The sequence below is a fragment of the Umezawaea endophytica genome, from assembly GCF_025061645.1.
GTDB classification, from domain to species: domain Bacteria; phylum Actinomycetota; class Actinomycetes; order Mycobacteriales; family Pseudonocardiaceae; genus Umezawaea; species Umezawaea endophytica.
Map to the genome: position 1 here is coordinate 1 of NZ_JANYMP010000021.1, position 16,386 is coordinate 16,386.

The 16,386-nt window shown below is 59.9% G+C and carries 16 protein-coding genes and 1 pseudogene; 10 read left to right on the forward strand and 7 right to left on the reverse strand.

From position 1 onward, the window contains the following. The first annotated feature begins 75 nt into the window (after positions 1–75). The gene (locus tag NZH93_RS51485) at positions 76–270 is read left to right on the forward strand and encodes a hypothetical protein (protein WP_505011382.1); all 195 of its coding nucleotides are present in this window, start codon (positions 76–78) and stop codon (positions 268–270) included. After that, positions 194–430, forward strand: a complete 237-nt coding sequence (locus NZH93_RS34060; protein ID WP_259627395.1) for a Na+/H+ antiporter NhaA — start codon at positions 194–196, stop codon at positions 428–430. The genes NZH93_RS51485 and NZH93_RS34060 overlap by 77 nt, the downstream gene beginning before the upstream one ends. Before the next feature lie 90 nt (positions 431–520). On the opposite strand, the pseudogene NZH93_RS34065 reads toward NZH93_RS34060, so the two are convergent. Both NZH93_RS34065 and NZH93_RS34070 read right to left on the reverse strand, forming a co-directional pair. Next, positions 521–671: pseudogene (locus tag NZH93_RS34065) on the reverse strand (SulP family inorganic anion transporter); the annotation flags it as partial. A 423-nt stretch (positions 672–1,094) separates the two neighbouring features. Then, positions 1,095–1,271 (reverse strand): hypothetical protein, encoded by a 177-nt coding sequence (locus NZH93_RS34070; protein WP_259627396.1) that lies wholly within the window; start codon positions 1,269–1,271, stop codon positions 1,095–1,097. Between the two features lie 564 nt (positions 1,272–1,835). Here NZH93_RS34070 and NZH93_RS34075 point away from each other — a divergent pair. From NZH93_RS34075 to NZH93_RS34105, 7 genes are all read left to right on the forward strand, one after another. Then, on the forward strand, positions 1,836–2,582 hold the full coding sequence (locus NZH93_RS34075; protein WP_259627397.1) for a hypothetical protein: 747 nt from the start codon (positions 1,836–1,838) through the stop codon (positions 2,580–2,582). Continuing rightward, entirely contained in the window at positions 2,579–3,538 is a 960-nt protein-coding gene (locus NZH93_RS34080) for an alpha/beta hydrolase (protein WP_259627398.1), read from the forward strand. Before NZH93_RS34075 ends, NZH93_RS34080 begins: the two co-directional genes overlap by 4 nt. Positions 3,539–3,620: 82 nt before the next feature. Continuing rightward, a complete protein-coding gene (locus NZH93_RS34085) occupies positions 3,621–3,923 on the forward strand; it encodes a transposase (RefSeq protein WP_259627399.1) in 303 nt (100 codons plus the stop codon). 132 nt (positions 3,924–4,055) lie between these two features. Continuing rightward, a complete protein-coding gene (locus NZH93_RS34090; RefSeq protein ID WP_259627400.1) occupies positions 4,056–5,429 on the forward strand; it encodes a recombinase family protein in 1,374 nt (457 codons plus the stop codon). A 752-nt stretch (positions 5,430–6,181) separates the two neighbouring features. Then, on the forward strand, positions 6,182–7,042 hold the full coding sequence (locus tag NZH93_RS34095; RefSeq protein ID WP_259627401.1) for a macro domain-containing protein: 861 nt from the start codon (positions 6,182–6,184) through the stop codon (positions 7,040–7,042). A gap of 43 nt (positions 7,043–7,085) precedes the next feature. After that, complete coding sequence (locus NZH93_RS34100; RefSeq protein WP_259627402.1) at positions 7,086–7,883, forward strand: nucleotidyltransferase domain-containing protein; 798 nt, start codon at positions 7,086–7,088, stop codon at positions 7,881–7,883. Further along, entirely contained in the window at positions 7,880–8,497 is a 618-nt protein-coding gene (locus tag NZH93_RS34105) for a metallophosphoesterase (RefSeq protein ID WP_259627403.1), read from the forward strand. Before NZH93_RS34100 ends, NZH93_RS34105 begins: the two co-directional genes overlap by 4 nt. 14 nt (positions 8,498–8,511) lie before the next feature. On the opposite strand, the gene NZH93_RS34110 is transcribed toward NZH93_RS34105, so the two are convergent. Together NZH93_RS34110 and NZH93_RS34115 are read right to left on the reverse strand one after the other, a co-directional pair. Beyond that, positions 8,512–10,296, reverse strand: a complete 1,785-nt coding sequence (locus tag NZH93_RS34110; RefSeq protein WP_259627404.1) for a tetratricopeptide repeat protein — start codon at positions 10,294–10,296, stop codon at positions 8,512–8,514. 200 nt (positions 10,297–10,496) lie between these two features. After that, positions 10,497–11,408, reverse strand: coding sequence for a helix-turn-helix domain-containing protein (locus NZH93_RS34115; protein ID WP_259627405.1), 912 nt, complete (start codon positions 11,406–11,408; stop codon positions 10,497–10,499). Positions 11,409–12,014: 606 nt separating this feature from the next. Between NZH93_RS34115 and NZH93_RS34120 the strand changes: the two genes are divergently transcribed. Further along, on the forward strand, positions 12,015–13,622 hold the full coding sequence (locus tag NZH93_RS34120; RefSeq protein WP_259627406.1) for a transcriptional regulator: 1,608 nt from the start codon (positions 12,015–12,017) through the stop codon (positions 13,620–13,622). Here the strand turns inward: NZH93_RS34120 and NZH93_RS34125 are convergent, their stop codons facing one another. From NZH93_RS34125 to NZH93_RS34135, 3 genes are all read right to left on the reverse strand, one after another. Further along, the gene (locus tag NZH93_RS34125) at positions 13,623–13,973 is read right to left on the reverse strand and encodes a cupin domain-containing protein (RefSeq protein ID WP_259627407.1); all 351 of its coding nucleotides are present in this window, start codon (positions 13,971–13,973) and stop codon (positions 13,623–13,625) included. Next, positions 13,970–15,541, reverse strand: coding sequence for a helix-turn-helix domain-containing protein (locus NZH93_RS34130; RefSeq protein ID WP_259627408.1), 1,572 nt, complete (start codon positions 15,539–15,541; stop codon positions 13,970–13,972). The genes NZH93_RS34125 and NZH93_RS34130 overlap by 4 nt, the downstream gene beginning before the upstream one ends. Positions 15,542–15,689: 148 nt before the next feature. Beyond that, on the reverse strand, positions 15,690–16,073 hold the full coding sequence (locus NZH93_RS34135) for a helix-turn-helix domain-containing protein (protein WP_259627409.1): 384 nt from the start codon (positions 16,071–16,073) through the stop codon (positions 15,690–15,692). Positions 16,074–16,386 lie beyond the last annotated feature (313 nt).

Below are 16,386 nucleotides of genomic sequence, written 5' to 3' on the forward strand. Positions count from 1 at the left end.
GGTGGCGGGTGCGGATGTCGACGTCGATTCGGCGGGCTGATCACCTCGCTCGCCGACCCGGTCGCGTTGGGCATCGTGCTGGCGCTCGTGCTGGGCAAGACCATCGGCATCACCGGCGCGACCTACCTGGTGCCCGGTTCACCCGCGCGGAACTGCACGACACCTCGCCTGAACCGACATCATCGGCCTGGCCGTGCTCGGCGGAATCGGGTTCACCATGTCGCTGCTGATAGGCGACCTGGCCTTCGGCGCCGGCAGCGAGAGCGATGAGCACGCCAAGGTCGCGATCCTCATAGGCTCCCTGCTCGCCGGGTTGATCGCCACGGTCATCCTGCGTGCCCGCAACCGTGCCCATCGACGGATCTGCGCCGAGGAATCCTTGGACGTCGATCAGGACGGGATTCCCGACGTGCACCAGCGCGAGGACTGACCCACGGTTCAGTGGTTGGTGAGTTCACCGGTGAGCGCCGAGTGCATCCTGGCGCTGTAATCGTTGAGGTCGATGATCTCCACGGTCTTTGGTAAAGGACGCGAACAGCCCGACGCTGGGATCGACCCCGGCGATGATGGAGAACGAGATCGCCTCGGGGATGAGTGCGAGCGCGACCACCAGTCCGGCCAGCACTTCGCCGCGCAGCACGTTCAGGGTCATCCGGGTGGAGCCCAGGCAGGCGAGCAGCGACGCGGGAGAAACCGTTGAGCGGTCAAGAACAACTCTGTCGTGATTGGGCGCAGTCCCGTGTTGGAGGACCGCGCGGAGTACTTCGAGGGCGACAGCCGCGCGGGAACCTGTCCACATAGGTGCGTCAGTTCTCGGGCGTGACCCTGAGAAGTGGTGTGTGAGCCTCAGACTATCGTGACTACGGCGGGCAGGACCAGGAGCGGCACATGCGGCATTTCCTGTCCGTAATGGGTTCTGCTGGTTCAGAGCATAGACCTGAGCCGTCGGCAGAGTGAACCTCCTCGACATCGAAGTGGGGATCATACGAAGCGGTCGAGTTGTGGTCCACAACACGACCACCACGAAGGCGATCGGTGTACCTCGGAATTCGGAGAATAAAGGGCCCTGGCTCTCGGGTGAGGTGAACTCGAGTTCAGCCCATGCGGATTCCGCCGACCAGAACCGATCCGATGATCACGGCGATCACGGCCATTCCGGCCCACCCGCCCCATGAGGCCAACGCCAGGACGGTGACAGGGACGATGATCAGCAGCGCGATCAGCACGATCGGGCGAAGTACTCCATCGGAGTCGAACAGGAAGCGGCGCATGGGTCCAGCCTCGCAAATCCCCTGGCAGAACGCACCACCGGCATTGTCCGGCAACTGTCCACTCGGACGCTTGTCCCCTAGAAGCGTTGCGCGATCACAGTTCGGGTCTGAGCGCCCACGTGAAATTGGCATCCGGACCGGCATACCCCCGCACGGTGTCCGATGCGGGACCTCACGTTCAGACGACGCGTTCAAGGACGTTCGCGGCAGCGTTCACACCGTCTTCCGCACGGATCCGCTCGCCTAGCCGTGCGGCGTGTTCACAAAGTGCTCCGTCACCTGCTACCTGTGTGAGCCGGTCGGCGAGTCGGTCTGCTGTGAGGTCCTGCTGCCGCAATGGTTCGGGTGTGACGTCCATGGTGTGCATGCGAGTGGCCAAGTGCGGTTGGTCGGCTACGAACTTTCACACCACCTGTGGACGGCCGGACGCGAGAGCAGCACCGGTGATGCCGCGCCGCCATGGTGCACGACCGCGGCCACGCGCGGGATCAGCCGCTATCCGGTGGCCACCACGGCTCGGACCCTGGACTTCCACACGGCGACGACCTCTTCGTACCGTGGGGAATGCTCTACATCCCGCTCGAGGGCCACGAATCATTGTGGGACGACGATTACCAGTGGGACCCTCGAGGTTTCTGGGGTTACCGCCACCTGCTCGAGCACAGCTTCTCCCGCTCCCCCGGCTTCGACAGTCGGATCACGCTTCCCGGCTCCGGCCTCGCGGTCAGCATGAACGTCGACGAACGGGTCGATGTCGGCTACCCGCCCACGCCGTACGTCAGCCCGTTGATCGACTTCTTCACCGCCAGGGCCGCCACGACCGTGCGCACGCGCAAGGCCGAGCTCGCAGTGGCGTTCCAGAGTCCGGACTTCGCCGACCACGTCGTCTACTTCGGTTGTCACGGAGAGGCCGGTACCAAGGACCAGCGCGCCTATCTCGTGCTCGGTGATGGGGAGAAGATCTACAGCACCGAGGTCATGGCGTGGCTGTCCAAGGGGTTGTCCACAAGGCCGGTGGTGTTCGTCGGCGCGTGCCAAGGAGGGCAACTCGCGTCGATGTTCTACCCGGCGTTCGGTTACCACATGCTGCACCGGGGCGCGCGTTGCCTGATCGGGCCGCAGATCGACCTGCCCCGTGCGTTCGCCCGCGAGTACGCCACAGGACTGTTCGACGCGTTCCTCACCCCGAACACGAGGCTCGGTGACATCGTCCGGCAGCTGGCCCGTGAGTTCCTGGACAAGCACCACAACCCGCTCGGCTTGATCTTCTCGCTGCACCGCGGGATCGATGTCCACCTGGCGGTCCGATGAGCCTGGTCGTGCTGGACCTCGACGCTGACGGCAATCCCCTGGACCCCGCGACCCAACAGCCGGTGGCAGACGTCCAAGGGTTCCTCGCCCGACACCTGGAGGTCCCAGAATCCGCGACCGACATCGTGGTGTTCGTGCACGGCTGGCGGAACACGAAAGCCACCGCGTTCCACCGCGCCCACCGGTTCGCCGACCTGGTCACCACCACCTACGACCCCGTTCGCTATCCGGCCTTGGGGGCCTGGAACAGCCACTACGTCGTGGTGCGGTGGCCTTCGGCGAGCAACCCGTTCCTCCACGGCTACCGCCGCATCCGCGACCGCGCCCACCTGATGTCCACCACCGGCCGCGCCCCGGAAGCACTGGCCCACCTGCTCGGCTACCTCAACGCCCACCGCGAACGGCCGCGCGGCACGCTGCGCACGAAGGCCGGTCAATACCTGCATCTGGTGGGCCACTCGTTCGGCTGCAGGTTCCTCGCCGAGGCCATCCAGTGGGCCGCCGACAGCAGGCCGGACGTCCTGGGCTGGGACCGCTCCGACCCTCGGTACCCATACGCCGCCGACACCCTGCTGATGTTCCAGATGGCGTACCCGCACGACCTGATCGCCCACGGATTCCCCCGGCTGCTTCACGACGCCCCGATCGGCGGGCCTGCCGTGTTCACGCACTCACGGTTCGACCGGGCGGTCGGGCTGTGGCACAGACTGGCCGAGCGGCGGACCGGGGTCGGCCACCGCGGTGCCACCGAACCCAGGGAACACATCTCGTCGATCATCCTGCGACCGATGACCCAGAACTACACCGCGGGGGATTTCACGAGCACGCTGGTCAACGTCGACGCCAACCTCTGCTTCCGCCGAGGCCGGTTCCTCAACCCCGCCGGAGCCCACGCCGACATCCTCCACCCCGAATCGGCGCACCTGATCCTGTCACTGGCAGAGTTAGCCCGTTGAAGAACCACTCAAAAGTTGCCGTGAATAGAGCGAATAGGTGCTGCTGATGTGGCCCCTGGAAACTGATCCACGGTTGTGAGAGTTGAGGCAGAGTGATCATCAGAAGGTCACTGTGCCCACAAAGTACTCCTCGTCGGTGCGCCGCCAGGTCTGTCTGCGACTGCTCGGTGGTGAGCCCGTCGCCGAGATCACCGCCGACACCGGCATCTCGCCGGCGACGCTGTTCCGGTGGAAGGCCAAGGACCTCATACTCGGCTGGGTACGAGCGACACGGGGAACATGGGCGGTGGACGTCGACAAGGTGGTCACGCGTGAACGCACAGGGCCCGTCGGTGAGGCTGGGACCGCAGACGACGACATGCTGCGGATCCGCCGCCTCCACTGAACATCGCGCACGTTCGGACCACCAGATGACGGTCGAGACTGCGCCACCTGGGTGAGGTGCGACAGGAGTGACGTCATCGCCGATCACCACCGCTGTCCTGACGGTGACGGTCCCCCAGCGAAGGCGAGCAACATGACCACGGCCCTGCACGACGACAACTCGTTCAGCACGTGGATCGGACGTGACACCCCCAAGACACGCAAGCGTGCGAGTCGTCGTGCGTCGGAGGAACTTCGGTTCGCCTTCTACGGCCGAGCCTCCACCGTCGAGCACCAAGACCCGGCGACATCCGAGGGCTGGCAACGCGAAGCCACCGAGCACTTGATCGCCGGACACAGTCGGATCGTGGCGTCGTACTTCGACGTCGGCAGCTCACGCCGTCTCCCCTGGCGCCACCGACCCCAAGCCGCGGAACTCTTGTCCGCGTTGGCGGATCCGGACCGGGGCTTCGATGCCATCGTGGTCGGAGAGTACGAACGGGCCTTTGCCGCCGACCAGTTCCAGCGCATGGCCCCGCTGTTCCGCCGCCATGGCATCCAAATCTGGTTACCCGAAGCCAACGGGCCTGTCGATCCGGGCAGTCTCATGCACCAAGCCCTCGTGACCGTGCTCGGCGCCCAATCACATCGCGAGGTCCTGCGAGCCCGTCACCGAGCACTGGCGGCGATGCGCATCCAGGTCGCGGACCAAGGCCGCTACCTCGGCGGTCGACCGCCCTACGGATACCAGCTCGTCGACGCGGGCCCGCACCCGAACCAGGCCGACGCGAAATGGGGACGGCGCCTGCGCCGCCTGGCCGAGGATCCCGACACCGCCCGCCACGTGCGGTGGATGTTCGCCGAGCGACGGTCCGGTCGCAGCGTCGCCGGAATCGCGCGGGCCCTCAACGAGAAGAACGTGCCGTGTCCCTCCACCGTCGATCCCACGCGCAACGCTCATCGCAGTGGGGTGTTGTGGACGGTGCGGTCGGTGGCGACGATCCTGGAGAATCCGCGTTACACCGGCTGGCAGGTGTGGAATCGGCACAGCGCCGACCACGACGCGTCCACCGATCGGCGACGGGTCGTTCATCAGCGGACCATCCGGCAGGACTGGGTCGTGTCCAAGCAACGCACCCACACCGCCCTGGTCAGCGAACAAGACTTCGTCGCGGTCCAGGGCATGCGATCAGCGCGCCCGACCGGCGACGGTAGCATCCGCACCTACCAGCTGTCAGGGCTGCTGCGGTGCGGTGTCTGCGATCGTCGAATGGACTCACACTGGGTGCATGGGCATGCCGGTTACCGGTGTCGTCACGGACATTCGAGCAGCCGGACCCGGACGCCGGATACTCCCCTGCCGCTGTACCTTCGCGAGGAATTACTCATCACCAGGATCGGCGTTCACCTCGCCCAAGAAGATCACGAGGATCGACCCACTCCTGCGGAGATTGCTACGTTCCTGCACGTCAACGCGCTGACAGTCACCTGCTACACCGACCGTATCGCCATCGGAAACCAGTCCTGAAAATACGAAAATCCGGACCGCAAAAGTGCGATCCGGATCCGTGGGGTAAAAACGTGACCGAGGCCGGACTTGCGCACTACTCACCCGCGTGGTTCTTCCGAGCCCTGAGTAGGTCCACCTGTCCCGATTCTCACCTGAAGCCCGTCCCGCGATGGTCACGCGGGACGGGCCTCTTACATTGGCTTAGGCAGCTCTACCAGCGGCAACGTCGAGATGGGACGCCGGACACCTAGGACACGACCTGTCCTGATAGGCCCCTGTCCGGGCTCACATGCACGGTAGAAAACGGCAAGCCAACGGGACGCCTGGAAAGCAGCGCAGTCACCGAGCACTACCCATATCCAATTTGGTTGCTAAGTCTCACCTATCAGCCCAGACAAAACAAACTTGTGGGACACGAAAGACAAGACACTCGATCAGAAAGGACTGCCGCCAGATTAAACTGGAACAGCATCCCGTTGGTGCCCCAGGTGGCGATGAAGCACTGCCGAGACAGACCGAACCATCGAGCCAGCGTGACCAGGCAGTGCATCGCCCGCATCGCCACATACGGGCTCAACACGCGGGAGCATCCTGGGTCCACTGCCACGTTCAGACTGGCACTTACAACGCCTCTCACCAAGCATGTGAACGTGCTCAACCTACGAACGAGCGAACTCACCAGGAACTCGCGTTTACACCAACATCCAGCCTGGATCCAGGACGACAGATAGAGTTCCCCTGTCCAACGCACCACCCCAAGGGAGACCTGCATGCGGCGACTCCACCGGAACCTCCGTTCGACGCTTGCTACCAAGCGTGGCCTGACCATCCTGGCCAGGGACTCACTCGCCACCTTCGGTGTTCTCGGCGGATCGGTGCAGATTTACGATGTCCTTACGCCGAAGGCAACCTACAGTCCACTAGTGATGGCCGTGCTCCTAGGTGTTCTCCCCATCACAGTTGGACTCACACGTGCCTGGCCCAGAGACACTCTCTTCCGTCACTTAGGTCAACCTGACGCCACCATCAAAATCACCATTGGCGACCTCTTCAACCAGGATAGCCACCTAGTGATCGGCTATACTGATACCTTCGACACCGACACTACAGACCCACGAGTCATCCACCCTCGTAGCATTCAGGCACAGTTTCAACAGCGATACTATCCCGATAGCATCGCTCTAGGTCGTGCCCTTACTTCGACTCTTTCGCATATCACACCGCAATGCGACATCACCAAAACCCACGGAAACACTAATCGCTACCCAATTGGAAGCGTAGCCGTCCTAGACGTCGGGAACCATTTGGCATTTTGCCTCGCATACGCCAGGATGGGGCACGATCTCGTTGCCCGCGGCACAGTCGATGACATCTGGAACAGCCTTAGTGCACTATGGGATTCGATCTATACTCACGCTCATCGCGAGCCGGTCTCGATAGCTGTGATCGGCTCCGAACTCGCCAAGGTCGACTCCCTAGACCGTGCTAGCCTCATCCGGCTCATAATCCTCTCGTTCATCGCCCGCACACGCACCAGCGTTGTCACACGTCAACTCACCATCGTCATCCATCCCAATGACAGCGAGAAAGTTGATATGCTCGAACTAGCCGCATTTCTGGCCACAGCATAAGCAAGCACATTTGTGCAATTTTCAGAATAGCTAAGAGGAATATATGACAGAGTTCGCGCACGAGCTGAAAATAGCAATCGGCCAACTAGAACTAAACAGCAGCGAGCAATCAGCCCTATTAGAAAGGATTTCAAAAGATACACAAGGGTTGCTGATATATGGAAGCAGGGCCCGAGGGGATCACATCTCGACATCAGACTTCGATTTGCTTCAACTGAATAAATTCCCATTTTCGACCTTTAAAATTGATCGAGTATCTGTTAGTTCATACACACCAGAACAACTGTCCAGCGCTACTCGAACCCTCTTTGGAACTCATATCATCCGTGATGGACGAGTTATTTTCGATCCAAACGGAGAACTTGCTCAAATTATCGAAAGTCTCGAACCAGCTGATCCTCAGACTCTGCTCGAAACAGTTCATCATTACAGCATTATTCTCAACCAGTCAGACAAGGAAAAGCGCCGATATCTTTCCGGACTGGTTCGCCTGGCCCGATATCTACTAAGAACAGCGATATACGCAAAGGCGATGCTTTCAGGTTCACCTTGCTTCTCGGTTCGAGAATTAGCCGAAAGATTCAATGATCCCGAACTGTCAACGATCTTGGCCTCTGATCCACAAGTAACAGGAAAACCTTCTAAGGAACTTTTTGAAGAACTTACGAGCCGATTGATCGAGAACATAGGCCCATTCCCAGAAAACACTTATGGCTCTATTTCAGCCATCGCAGTTAGCGCCTGGGACTCGGATCGAAATCTAGCTGCACTCGCAGTCCGAGCTATGTCAGAAGATAAAGCAACCCTTAATTACTCGGATCTCCCAAAGGTACTGCTTTGAGCGAAACAATTGGAATAGTTGGCGACATACACGGTAACGTTCAAGCACTGCTTGGACTACTACGCACAATAGATGGAAAGTACGATCGCCTAATATTTGCTGGAGATTACATAAATCGAGGGCGAGGTAGTGCCGATGTAATTCAAATACTAGTCGATAACGCAAGCGAAAATTCAAAAATGACCTTCGTTGCAGGTAATCATGATCTCGCTTTTTTAAACTGTCTCGAAGACGGAAAACTCTCTGAATTCCTCATGATAGGAGGCGCTGCAACGATAAACTCATACATCAAGGCCCCGGAACCAGATGTGCTTTCTCAGCTGCGGCGAAGCGTGTCGGTGGAGCACAAAAATTTTCTACACAACCTCCAACCACGATATTTCGATAATGGCCTACTCGTAACGCACGATGCCGAGAACTCCCTCAAACCGGGTAAGGGAGTTCTATTTCACGCGTTCGGGCATGTTCCGCAAGCTAGTTTCATACCTAAAATTACTCAAGATTGGGCTGCTATAGACACAGGCTGTGGAACGCTTCCTGGAGGGCGTCTGACATGCCTTTTTTGGCCTACGAGAGACTTCGTCCAAGTAGATGACTCGGGCCATAAAGTCTAGAACATACATAAAGGCTATGAGGTTTCTTCGATAACGCCTTCCACAATAGATCGGAGTTGCTCGTTTCCGGTGACTGCAACTAGAGAGTTGGCCTTCCCGAGCGATTGCAAGGCCTCCGCTCTATTACCCACGCTGAGCTGTACCTCAGAGAGATGAAATCGAGCCCAGGCTTCGCCATTAGGGTTTCCAATTTCGGCATAAGCCGTTGCAGCTTCGTCCAGTAGGCCAATCGCCAGAATTTCCCTGCTCGTTTTACCGAAGATCCGACCGAGTAGATGACTAGAAGAAACCATTCCTTCTCGATTAGAGGTACGCTCATTCTCATCAAGCGAGCGCTGCGCGAATCTTTCAGCAACTGCAAGGTCTCCTCGTTCGAACAGAATGCGCGCAACCTGATTTAGGCTCATGGCGATATTATCAGGCATGCCGGAAGCCTCATTAATTTGCAGTGCAGTCCTGTAGGATTTCTCTGCTTCAACCAAGTCGGATTCAACCTCCAAAATTTCGCCCATTGTTGCATGAGCAGAGGCCAATGCTGACTGGTCATCGAGTTTGCCAAGAATCTCAATAGCCTCCGCGCACTTCTCCTTCGCCATTTCTGTTTGGCCTGACTTTTTGTACCAGCGCGCCAGATTGGTCAAGGTCCGAGCCTGGCCTATCTCGTCGCCAGACTCGCGACGCGCAGATAGCGCCTCCTGATAACACTCCAAAGACTGATTATTGTCACCAGTCCGACTCGCAGTAATTCCTAGATTATCCAGCGCATAGGCCAGAACGTCCAGCGCATCCACACCACCCATACGCGCTGTTTGTACGGCCTCATTCAACGAGTACCGCGAATTTCGCAGATCCCCAAGCTTGCGCTCAACTATTCCGATGCTCACCAGAATTCGCGCACGCTCCACGACAGTATCTTTTGATTCTCCAGAGCCCACCAGTCGCGTAAGCACTTGCCGGTTAATTTCCAGGGATTTCGCGAAACGCCCCGTGCGCCGCAAAAATCTCGCATATTTCTCAAGACTAGCCACATCGGATTCAACAATCGCTTTGGCGTACGCCGCCTCAGCTTGAGTCATAAGTCCCTTAGCTTCAAGAGCCTCCGCAGACGCTAGCGCTGATCCGCCAGGTGAAATCTCCTGTACCTCTCCCGTAATTGATCGCGCACTCAGTTTTTGACCCACTTTAACGCCTGTGTATATTGGCGAAGTTGCGACTTCGACAGGTACAGGTACAGGTACCTCAACGGGAACAGGTGTCTCGCGACTACTCTTTTGACTCATCCACCCTCGCAGGCGCGCATTAATCTCCTGCCGGAGGCTTTCCAAATTGTCGAATGTCTTGTACAGCAGCTCCTTCGATTCTTCCAACTTTACCTTGAAATCGAGAACTTTCTTTAGCTGATCGCCTGGGTCGCTCATCTGATCCTCAGGAATACCCTTGAACAACACAAGAATATCCAACATCGGGGAATCAGTTCGCGGGATACATTCTTTCGCTAGGAAAAATTCTTCTTCTGTTCCCGAGGTAAATTTTCCATTAACTGCCGAATGAGAGCCCCATCGAGGCCCAAGAATTAGAATCATATAGTCACAACGTCCAACAAGCTCATTGATGAGCCCTTGAGGCCTCCCAGCTCCGCCCGGAACGTCTTCCGAACTCTGAGCGCGAAAAGCAAATCCTGAATCAGTCGCGTATATCTGGTTAAACTTCTCGACCTCTTCACGTACAGCTGCGCGTTCGGCCGACAAGCCTCCAGGGGAAGCTATGAAGACTCGATACGTCACCACGTCGATGGGCATGCCGATAGAGTAGCTGCTGAAGCGCACCGTCGCCTGTCATTCAGCCTCATGATCTGACCGCAGGTTGGCGGGAACTACTCAATATTCCTCACGAGGAAGAATACTGGCCAGGGTTGTCAGCCGTCGAAGCCGACCGGCAACCCTGGGTGCGGCAGTTTTATTCACACAGAGACGATCAATTCACCTATTAATAATCATCTTTAGTGATCATCACCGTAGATTTGATCGTATGTGTCTGCATGCAATTCAAGCAGTTGCCGTGATTTATCCACGTCCAGTGCCATCGAGTCCAGTACATCTACCTTCCGGCGATAGAACTCGATGGCATGGTTGCTTTCCAGGAATGTAGTGGACATGTCAGCGTCCGTGTACGCCAACGAGGCCGCATCGTCGAATGTCAACAGTGTCACGGGCCGGAGTAGCGCGACATGTCCTCCAGCACTCCGCGGAATGACACGCAAGCTCACTTGCGGCCAGTCACTCAAAAAGGTCAGCCACATCATCTGGTCGTGCATGGTGTCAATACTTCCGACCCTGAGCTCAAGCGCATTCTCATGAATATAGAAGACCGACGATGGAATACTCTCGCCACACGCACGAGTCGAGCGATCAATCCGACTCGTTACCATTTCGATGTTTGTTTCTTTTGAGCCAGCACCCGTTGACAGCAACGCTAGCGCGTATGCCTCAGCCTGCACGAGTGCCGGGATAGCTACCGGGTCATAGCTGGTGAGTTTGACTGCTGTGCGTTCATGGATTTCCAGCGATAGCAGAGTATCTGGGAACCCTACTTGGTGAGTTCGCGTGAAATGCCCGAGGTGCTCTTCTTGCACCAAATGCATAATTCGGTCGCGGTCTACCTTTTCGGCACCGCACTTGCCCAATAGTGCGCCAATGTCCCAGCTGCTTGTAGCACGCGATCCCTTCTCTAACTTACTCAATTTGGCTAAAGACCAGCCCAATTCTCCCGCGACCCGAGCAGTTTTCAACCCCGCGTACTGGCGAACCCGCCGCAGCTCTTCTCCGATCTCACGACTCTGTGCAGTGCTCGCACGTGAAGCGAGGGCATCAGCAGGACAATCACCGTAGCTCGAACTGTCCTCAATTCGCACTCGCGGCATCACGATTCAGATTTTTCTGACGAATTTGGCAGTTCATTGTTCCCACATTCGAGCTGCTGCCTTCTGCGCGAATCGAGCAGATCATCACGCTCCTCATTGGAACGAGACAACCACTCTTCTGCAATATCTTCTGGACTAACCACTGATCTGTCCGATCGTTGCGAGCGTGCACTGCGGGAAAACCTTCTATCGATGACGTCGAACCAGTCTCCGGAACTCAAGACGTTTCCACCAGTCGAAAATGTCGCCAATTACCCATGTCCAGATCAGCACGCATGACACGCATGCAATAACGATCAGAGCTGTCACAACAGAGAACTCCCCACCATCGCGACGACTCGCATTTTTTCGCGGTGCGCAGTCAATCAGTCCGAATTCGCCCGCTGGCACTGGCAGCCGCGTCGAGACTGGACATGTGTCCATAACAACGGCGTTCAGGAACCCCCGTCCTCTCTAGAACCTTTCGAGTGCTCAGCGAAACCCGTAGAGATGGGCCGCCGACATCGAGCGACTGGTGCAGCCGTACTTCGCCAGTTCGTGGCAGACTGAAATCAGGCTCTCATCAGCGCTTGATCAGCGGAACGACCTGGAGGCGACATGCGACGACCTGTGGTGAAGGCAAGACGGTCGGAGCGGGTGTTTCGCACTGTGCTTGAGCGGAAGATCTGGGAGCGGAGGCAGACCTTTGAGGAGTTTGCCGAGTTCGCGGAGGTGTTTGCTCGTGAGCACAGGGAGCCTGGAAGCGTTGGGGTACGCCATCTTCAGCGGCTGGCGGCTGGGCGTAAGCCATCTGGAGAGCCGCTGAGTCCGGTGCGGCCGTCGACTGCTCGGCTGTTGGAGAGGATCTTCGGGGTCAGGATCGATGTGTTGCTGGGTTCTGCGCGAGAGCCCATCGAGGCGCCCGAGATTGTTGGTGGTGGGTCGCCTGCGCGGGCCGATGGTGAGCTGGTTGACGCGTTGACGTGGCTTGATCGGCGTGCTGGGTGGGTGTCTGGCACTGGTCGACGCAAGGTGGGCACGCTGGCTGGGGATCTTGGCGTTGGCGGATTGCTCGATCGAAACGCTCGGCGGAGCAGGGTCGGGCCGGCTCAGGTGGCCAGTGCGTTGGCGGACTACTACGGGCCGTTCAAGGCGGGGTACGGGATGTACCGGGCTCGCTGCGGGGGCCAGGCGGTCGTGACGAGTGTTGTCACGCGGGTTGAGTGGCTTGATATGGCCTGCGCGTTGATGGCCGATCGGGACAGCGTGAGGTTCGTTGCTGGAGAGTTCGTTCCTGAGGCCGCTCTCGGCCATGTGGGAGCAGATGCTGCGGTGGACCGTCTCGCGGAATCGGTGGCGCTCGGCGTCCGGATCGCCAACTTGCCGCTCTACCGGCTCTTGGGCGTTGAGATCGGTGATGCGCTCAGTGGGACCGTTGGTCAGGTTCCGTTCATGGAGTATGCGTTGACGATGGATCTACTCGAAGGCGAACTCCTGGACGCCGTGGCGGCTGGTCGGAGCGCTCTGCCGCTTCGGGACCTGTACTTGCCCAGTGCTGAGAGTGTGCTCGACCTGCCGAAGCGGGTGTGCGCGGGTGGTGTGCTTGCGCTCTGTGCCATCGCGCGACCGGGTGATCCGTTCCGCGGTGGGCCGGACTACGCGCTCTTGGTTCAGGAGCGGTCTGGGAGCGTGTTGAACGCGAGTGGGCGGTTGGCGGTGATCCCGAAGGCGTTTCACCAGCCGATGAGTGATGTCCGGGCTGATGCGCGGGTGGGAGCGACGTTGCTGCGGGAGCTTGAAGAGGAGTTGTTCGGGCGTAGCGACGTCGACTTGACCATTGGTGATGGGCGGGCCGCGGTGCCGATGCATCCTGGGCGGGCATCTGAGCCGATGAAGTGGCTGATTGCGGAGCCTGGGCGGATGCGGGTGGAGTGCACGGGGTTCGGGTTGAACTTGGTTAGCGGGAATTACGAGTTCGCTGGCCTGGTAGTGATCGAGGATGAGGAGTTCTGGCGGCGGTTCGGTGGGCAGGTTGAGGCGAACTGGGAGGCCTCTGGGCTGCGGCTGTACTCCAGTCTCGATGGTGAACTGGTCGAGGAACTGGTTGGGCAGGAGGCCTGGAGCAACGAAGGGCTGTTTGCGTTGCTCCAGGGGCTCCGGCGGTTGCGGGAGATCGGCGGTGGGCGGATGGAGTTGCCTGCCGTCGAGGTGGAGGTTGGCGGGTGATCAGGTCTGGGACGGCCAGCGGACGGTGATGACCACCGAGTCCTCGTTGGCTTCCCACGTGTGGTCGATGCCGGGACCCCACATGACGTAGTCGCCTTGGCGGATCATGGTGGAGCTGCCCTCGGTGAGGTCTACGCGGAAGTTGCCCTGTACCAACAGAACCAGGGTGGTTCGCTGGTCGTCCGAGGTCCATTCCGGACGCTTGTCCCCTGCCGGGTGGGTGCCCCACTTCACCTCTACGTCCTTGGAGGACCGCACGCCCTCGGACGGGTCGATGAAGTGTCCGATGAGCCACCCGCGGGTGTCGCTCGACGCTTCTTCGGCGTTTCCGTGGCTCCAAGTGGCGGTCAACGAATCTCCCAATCGATCGTAGGCAGGTCCACGCGGCTCCCGCCGATCTGCTTCAGTCGGCGAAGACCTTGCAGGAGTGCGAACAGACCTTCGTTGCTCCACGCTACGTCGCGCACCAGGTCGGCTAGCAAGTCGGTGTCGAGGCTGGAGTACTGGCGCAGGTTGGAGGCTTCCCAGTTGGTTTGCACCTGGCCGCCGAATTGCGGCCAGAAGTCCTCATCCTCGATGACGATGAGGCTGGCGAACTCGAAGTTGCCGCTGACCAGGTTGAGGCCGAAGCCTGTGCACTCCATGCGTAAGCGGTCGGGCTGTTCGGTGAGCCAGCGCATTGGGGCAGATAGAAGGCTCGGGTGCATGGGGTCGGCATGGCGCTGGTCGGTCGCCGTGTTGTCGATGTCGTGGCGGCCGAACAGCTCCTCTTCCATCTCGCGGCGCAGTGTCGCGCCTACCTGTGCGTCAGCCCGGTAGTCCGTCAGTGGCTGGTGGAAGCCCTTGGGGATGACGGCCAGGCGGCGGGCGGCGTTGATGACGTGGCCGGAACGTTCCTGGACGAGGAGTAGGTAGTCCGGTCGGCCGCGGTACGAGCTGGCCGGGCGGGCAATCGCGGTGAGGGCGAGTGTGCCACCTGCGCAGAGCCGGTCGTTGACGTCGAGGACGGTTGGCAGGGTTGGCATGTAGTTGTCGCGTACTGGCTGCGAGCCTGGGCGTGGGGTGGTGCCGTTGCCGAGTGCGTCGATCAGTTCGCCTTCGAGCAGGTCCATCGTGACCGCGTAGCTGGCGAACGTCGTGAGGCCTACCGCGCCGCCGATGGTGTGCTTGCCGATGGCGATGTCGAGGAGGCGGTAGAGCGGCATGTTCGCGAAGCGGATGCCGATCGCGAGCATTTCGGCCAGGCGTTGAGCGGCCAGGCCCGCACTCGTCTCGTCCAATGCAATGGTGTCGTCCGGGGTGGCGCCGGTGAGGCGAAGGCGGTCGTTGAGCGCCTCCAGGGGGCAATCGAGGTCGAGCCAGTCGGGGTGGGTGAGCACGCTCGTCACGGCTTTAGCGTCGCTGCCGAAGCTGGCCGTGTAGGTGCCGTGGCCGGTGGTCACGGTGCCGTAGTAGTTGGTGAGGGCTTGTGCGACGTCGCGTTGGTTGACGCGTCCGCGGCGGATGCCCCGGTCGTGGAGGTCGTTGACGTTCAGGTGGGCGAGTCGTGTGGCTACGTTGCGCCTGGCTGTGCCTGGCTCCCATCCCGTGTGGTGGTCGAGCCAGTCGAGCGCCGCGACCATGTTGGGGTCTGCGCTGAGCCGTATCTCGGCGTCTTCCGCCGCGCCTTCGGGGAGTTGTACCGGTGCCTCGTTGGCCAGGATGGCGAACCGGGTCTTCACGTCTGCGGGTGCCCGGTCGTGAGCCGTGTCGAGGAGCTGTTGCATCTCGGACTTTGGCCGTAGATCCGGTTTCTGGTGCCAGGCGGCGACGGTTCGCGCACTGACGCCCAGGTGCTCGGCGAACGCCTCGTGGCTGAGCCGCAGTGCGGCCTGTAAAGCGGATGCGGTTTGGCCTGTCCAGCCGTTCGCGAGGCTCATTGGTCGCTACTCCCCCAAGTGCGATGTGCAGTGAACCTGCACTGGTTGTGCGGTGAATGTGCAGTGGAACTGCATGGGTTCGGACGCCGTTCCGCAGTGGAATTAGTGCATGGAAAACAACCGGCTCCACCAGGGAAAACGTCCCGAACTAGCGTCTATCGCGAACGTGCTCGATGACGGTCGAGAGATCGGTTTTCAGGCCGTCGAGGCGTTCGGTGATGTCGTTGAGGCGCTGTTCGAAGCCGTCCAAGCGCGACCACAGGGTGTCGGCCGGGTTGGCAAGGGGCTCGTCGAGTTGCGGCGGCCGTCGGTCGTGGAGCACGGCGTCGAGGTGTTGCGGGTGCCAGCCCAGGGCCGTGGACAAGGATTCCAGGGTCCGCGGGCTGCGGCGGCGTTCGACGGTGCGGTGTTGGACCTCGCGGACGATCGCTTGCGAGACGTGCGAGCGCTCGGCGAGTTCTCGTTGACGCCACCCCAGCTCATTCACGCGCTCGTTGATGGCCTTGGCGACTGCCGCCCAATCCTCCGACACGTATTCCTCCGCGCTCCGCCTCAGCGCTGAGATTAGCCAACTTCGGCTCATTGGTGATGTGACACGGCGGCTTTTGCCCCGTGTGGGATCTCGCGCGGTCTCATTAGCGCTGAAATCGGCACTCTATTGCTGAAATCATCGAATACTTCTCGAAGGGCTTTCTCATGCGTACTTCTCTGTCGAACGTTCACTACTCGATTCGCGAAGCGGCCGGGGTGCTCGGTGTTGCCCCCTCGAACTTCGCTCGTGCCATCCGGCTCGGCCAGGTCCGAACGGTGCGGCGGCGTGGCCAGGTGGCCATTCCCGCAAGCGC

Bases quoted from the DNA above. Each gene is read 5' to 3' on its own strand.
- NZH93_RS34070 (WP_259627396.1), bottom strand. From the start codon at position 1,271: ATGCGCCGCTTCCTGTTCGACTCCGATGGAGTACTTCGCCCGATCGTG.
- NZH93_RS34075 (WP_259627397.1), top strand. From the start codon at position 1,836: ATGCTCTACATCCCGCTCGAGGGCCACGAATCATTGTGGGACGACGAT.
- NZH93_RS34080 (WP_259627398.1), top strand. From the start codon at position 2,579: ATGAGCCTGGTCGTGCTGGACCTCGACGCTGACGGCAATCCCCTGGAC.
- NZH93_RS34090 (WP_259627400.1), top strand. From the start codon at position 4,056: ATGACCACGGCCCTGCACGACGACAACTCGTTCAGCACGTGGATCGGA.
- NZH93_RS34095 (WP_259627401.1), top strand. From the start codon at position 6,182: ATGCGGCGACTCCACCGGAACCTCCGTTCGACGCTTGCTACCAAGCGT.
- NZH93_RS34100 (WP_259627402.1), top strand. From the start codon at position 7,086: ATGACAGAGTTCGCGCACGAGCTGAAAATAGCAATCGGCCAACTAGAA.
- NZH93_RS34110 (WP_259627404.1), bottom strand. From the start codon at position 10,296: ATGCCCATCGACGTGGTGACGTATCGAGTCTTCATAGCTTCCCCTGGA.
- NZH93_RS34120 (WP_259627406.1), top strand. From the start codon at position 12,015: ATGCGACGACCTGTGGTGAAGGCAAGACGGTCGGAGCGGGTGTTTCGC.
- NZH93_RS34130 (WP_259627408.1), bottom strand. From the start codon at position 15,541: ATGAGCCTCGCGAACGGCTGGACAGGCCAAACCGCATCCGCTTTACAG.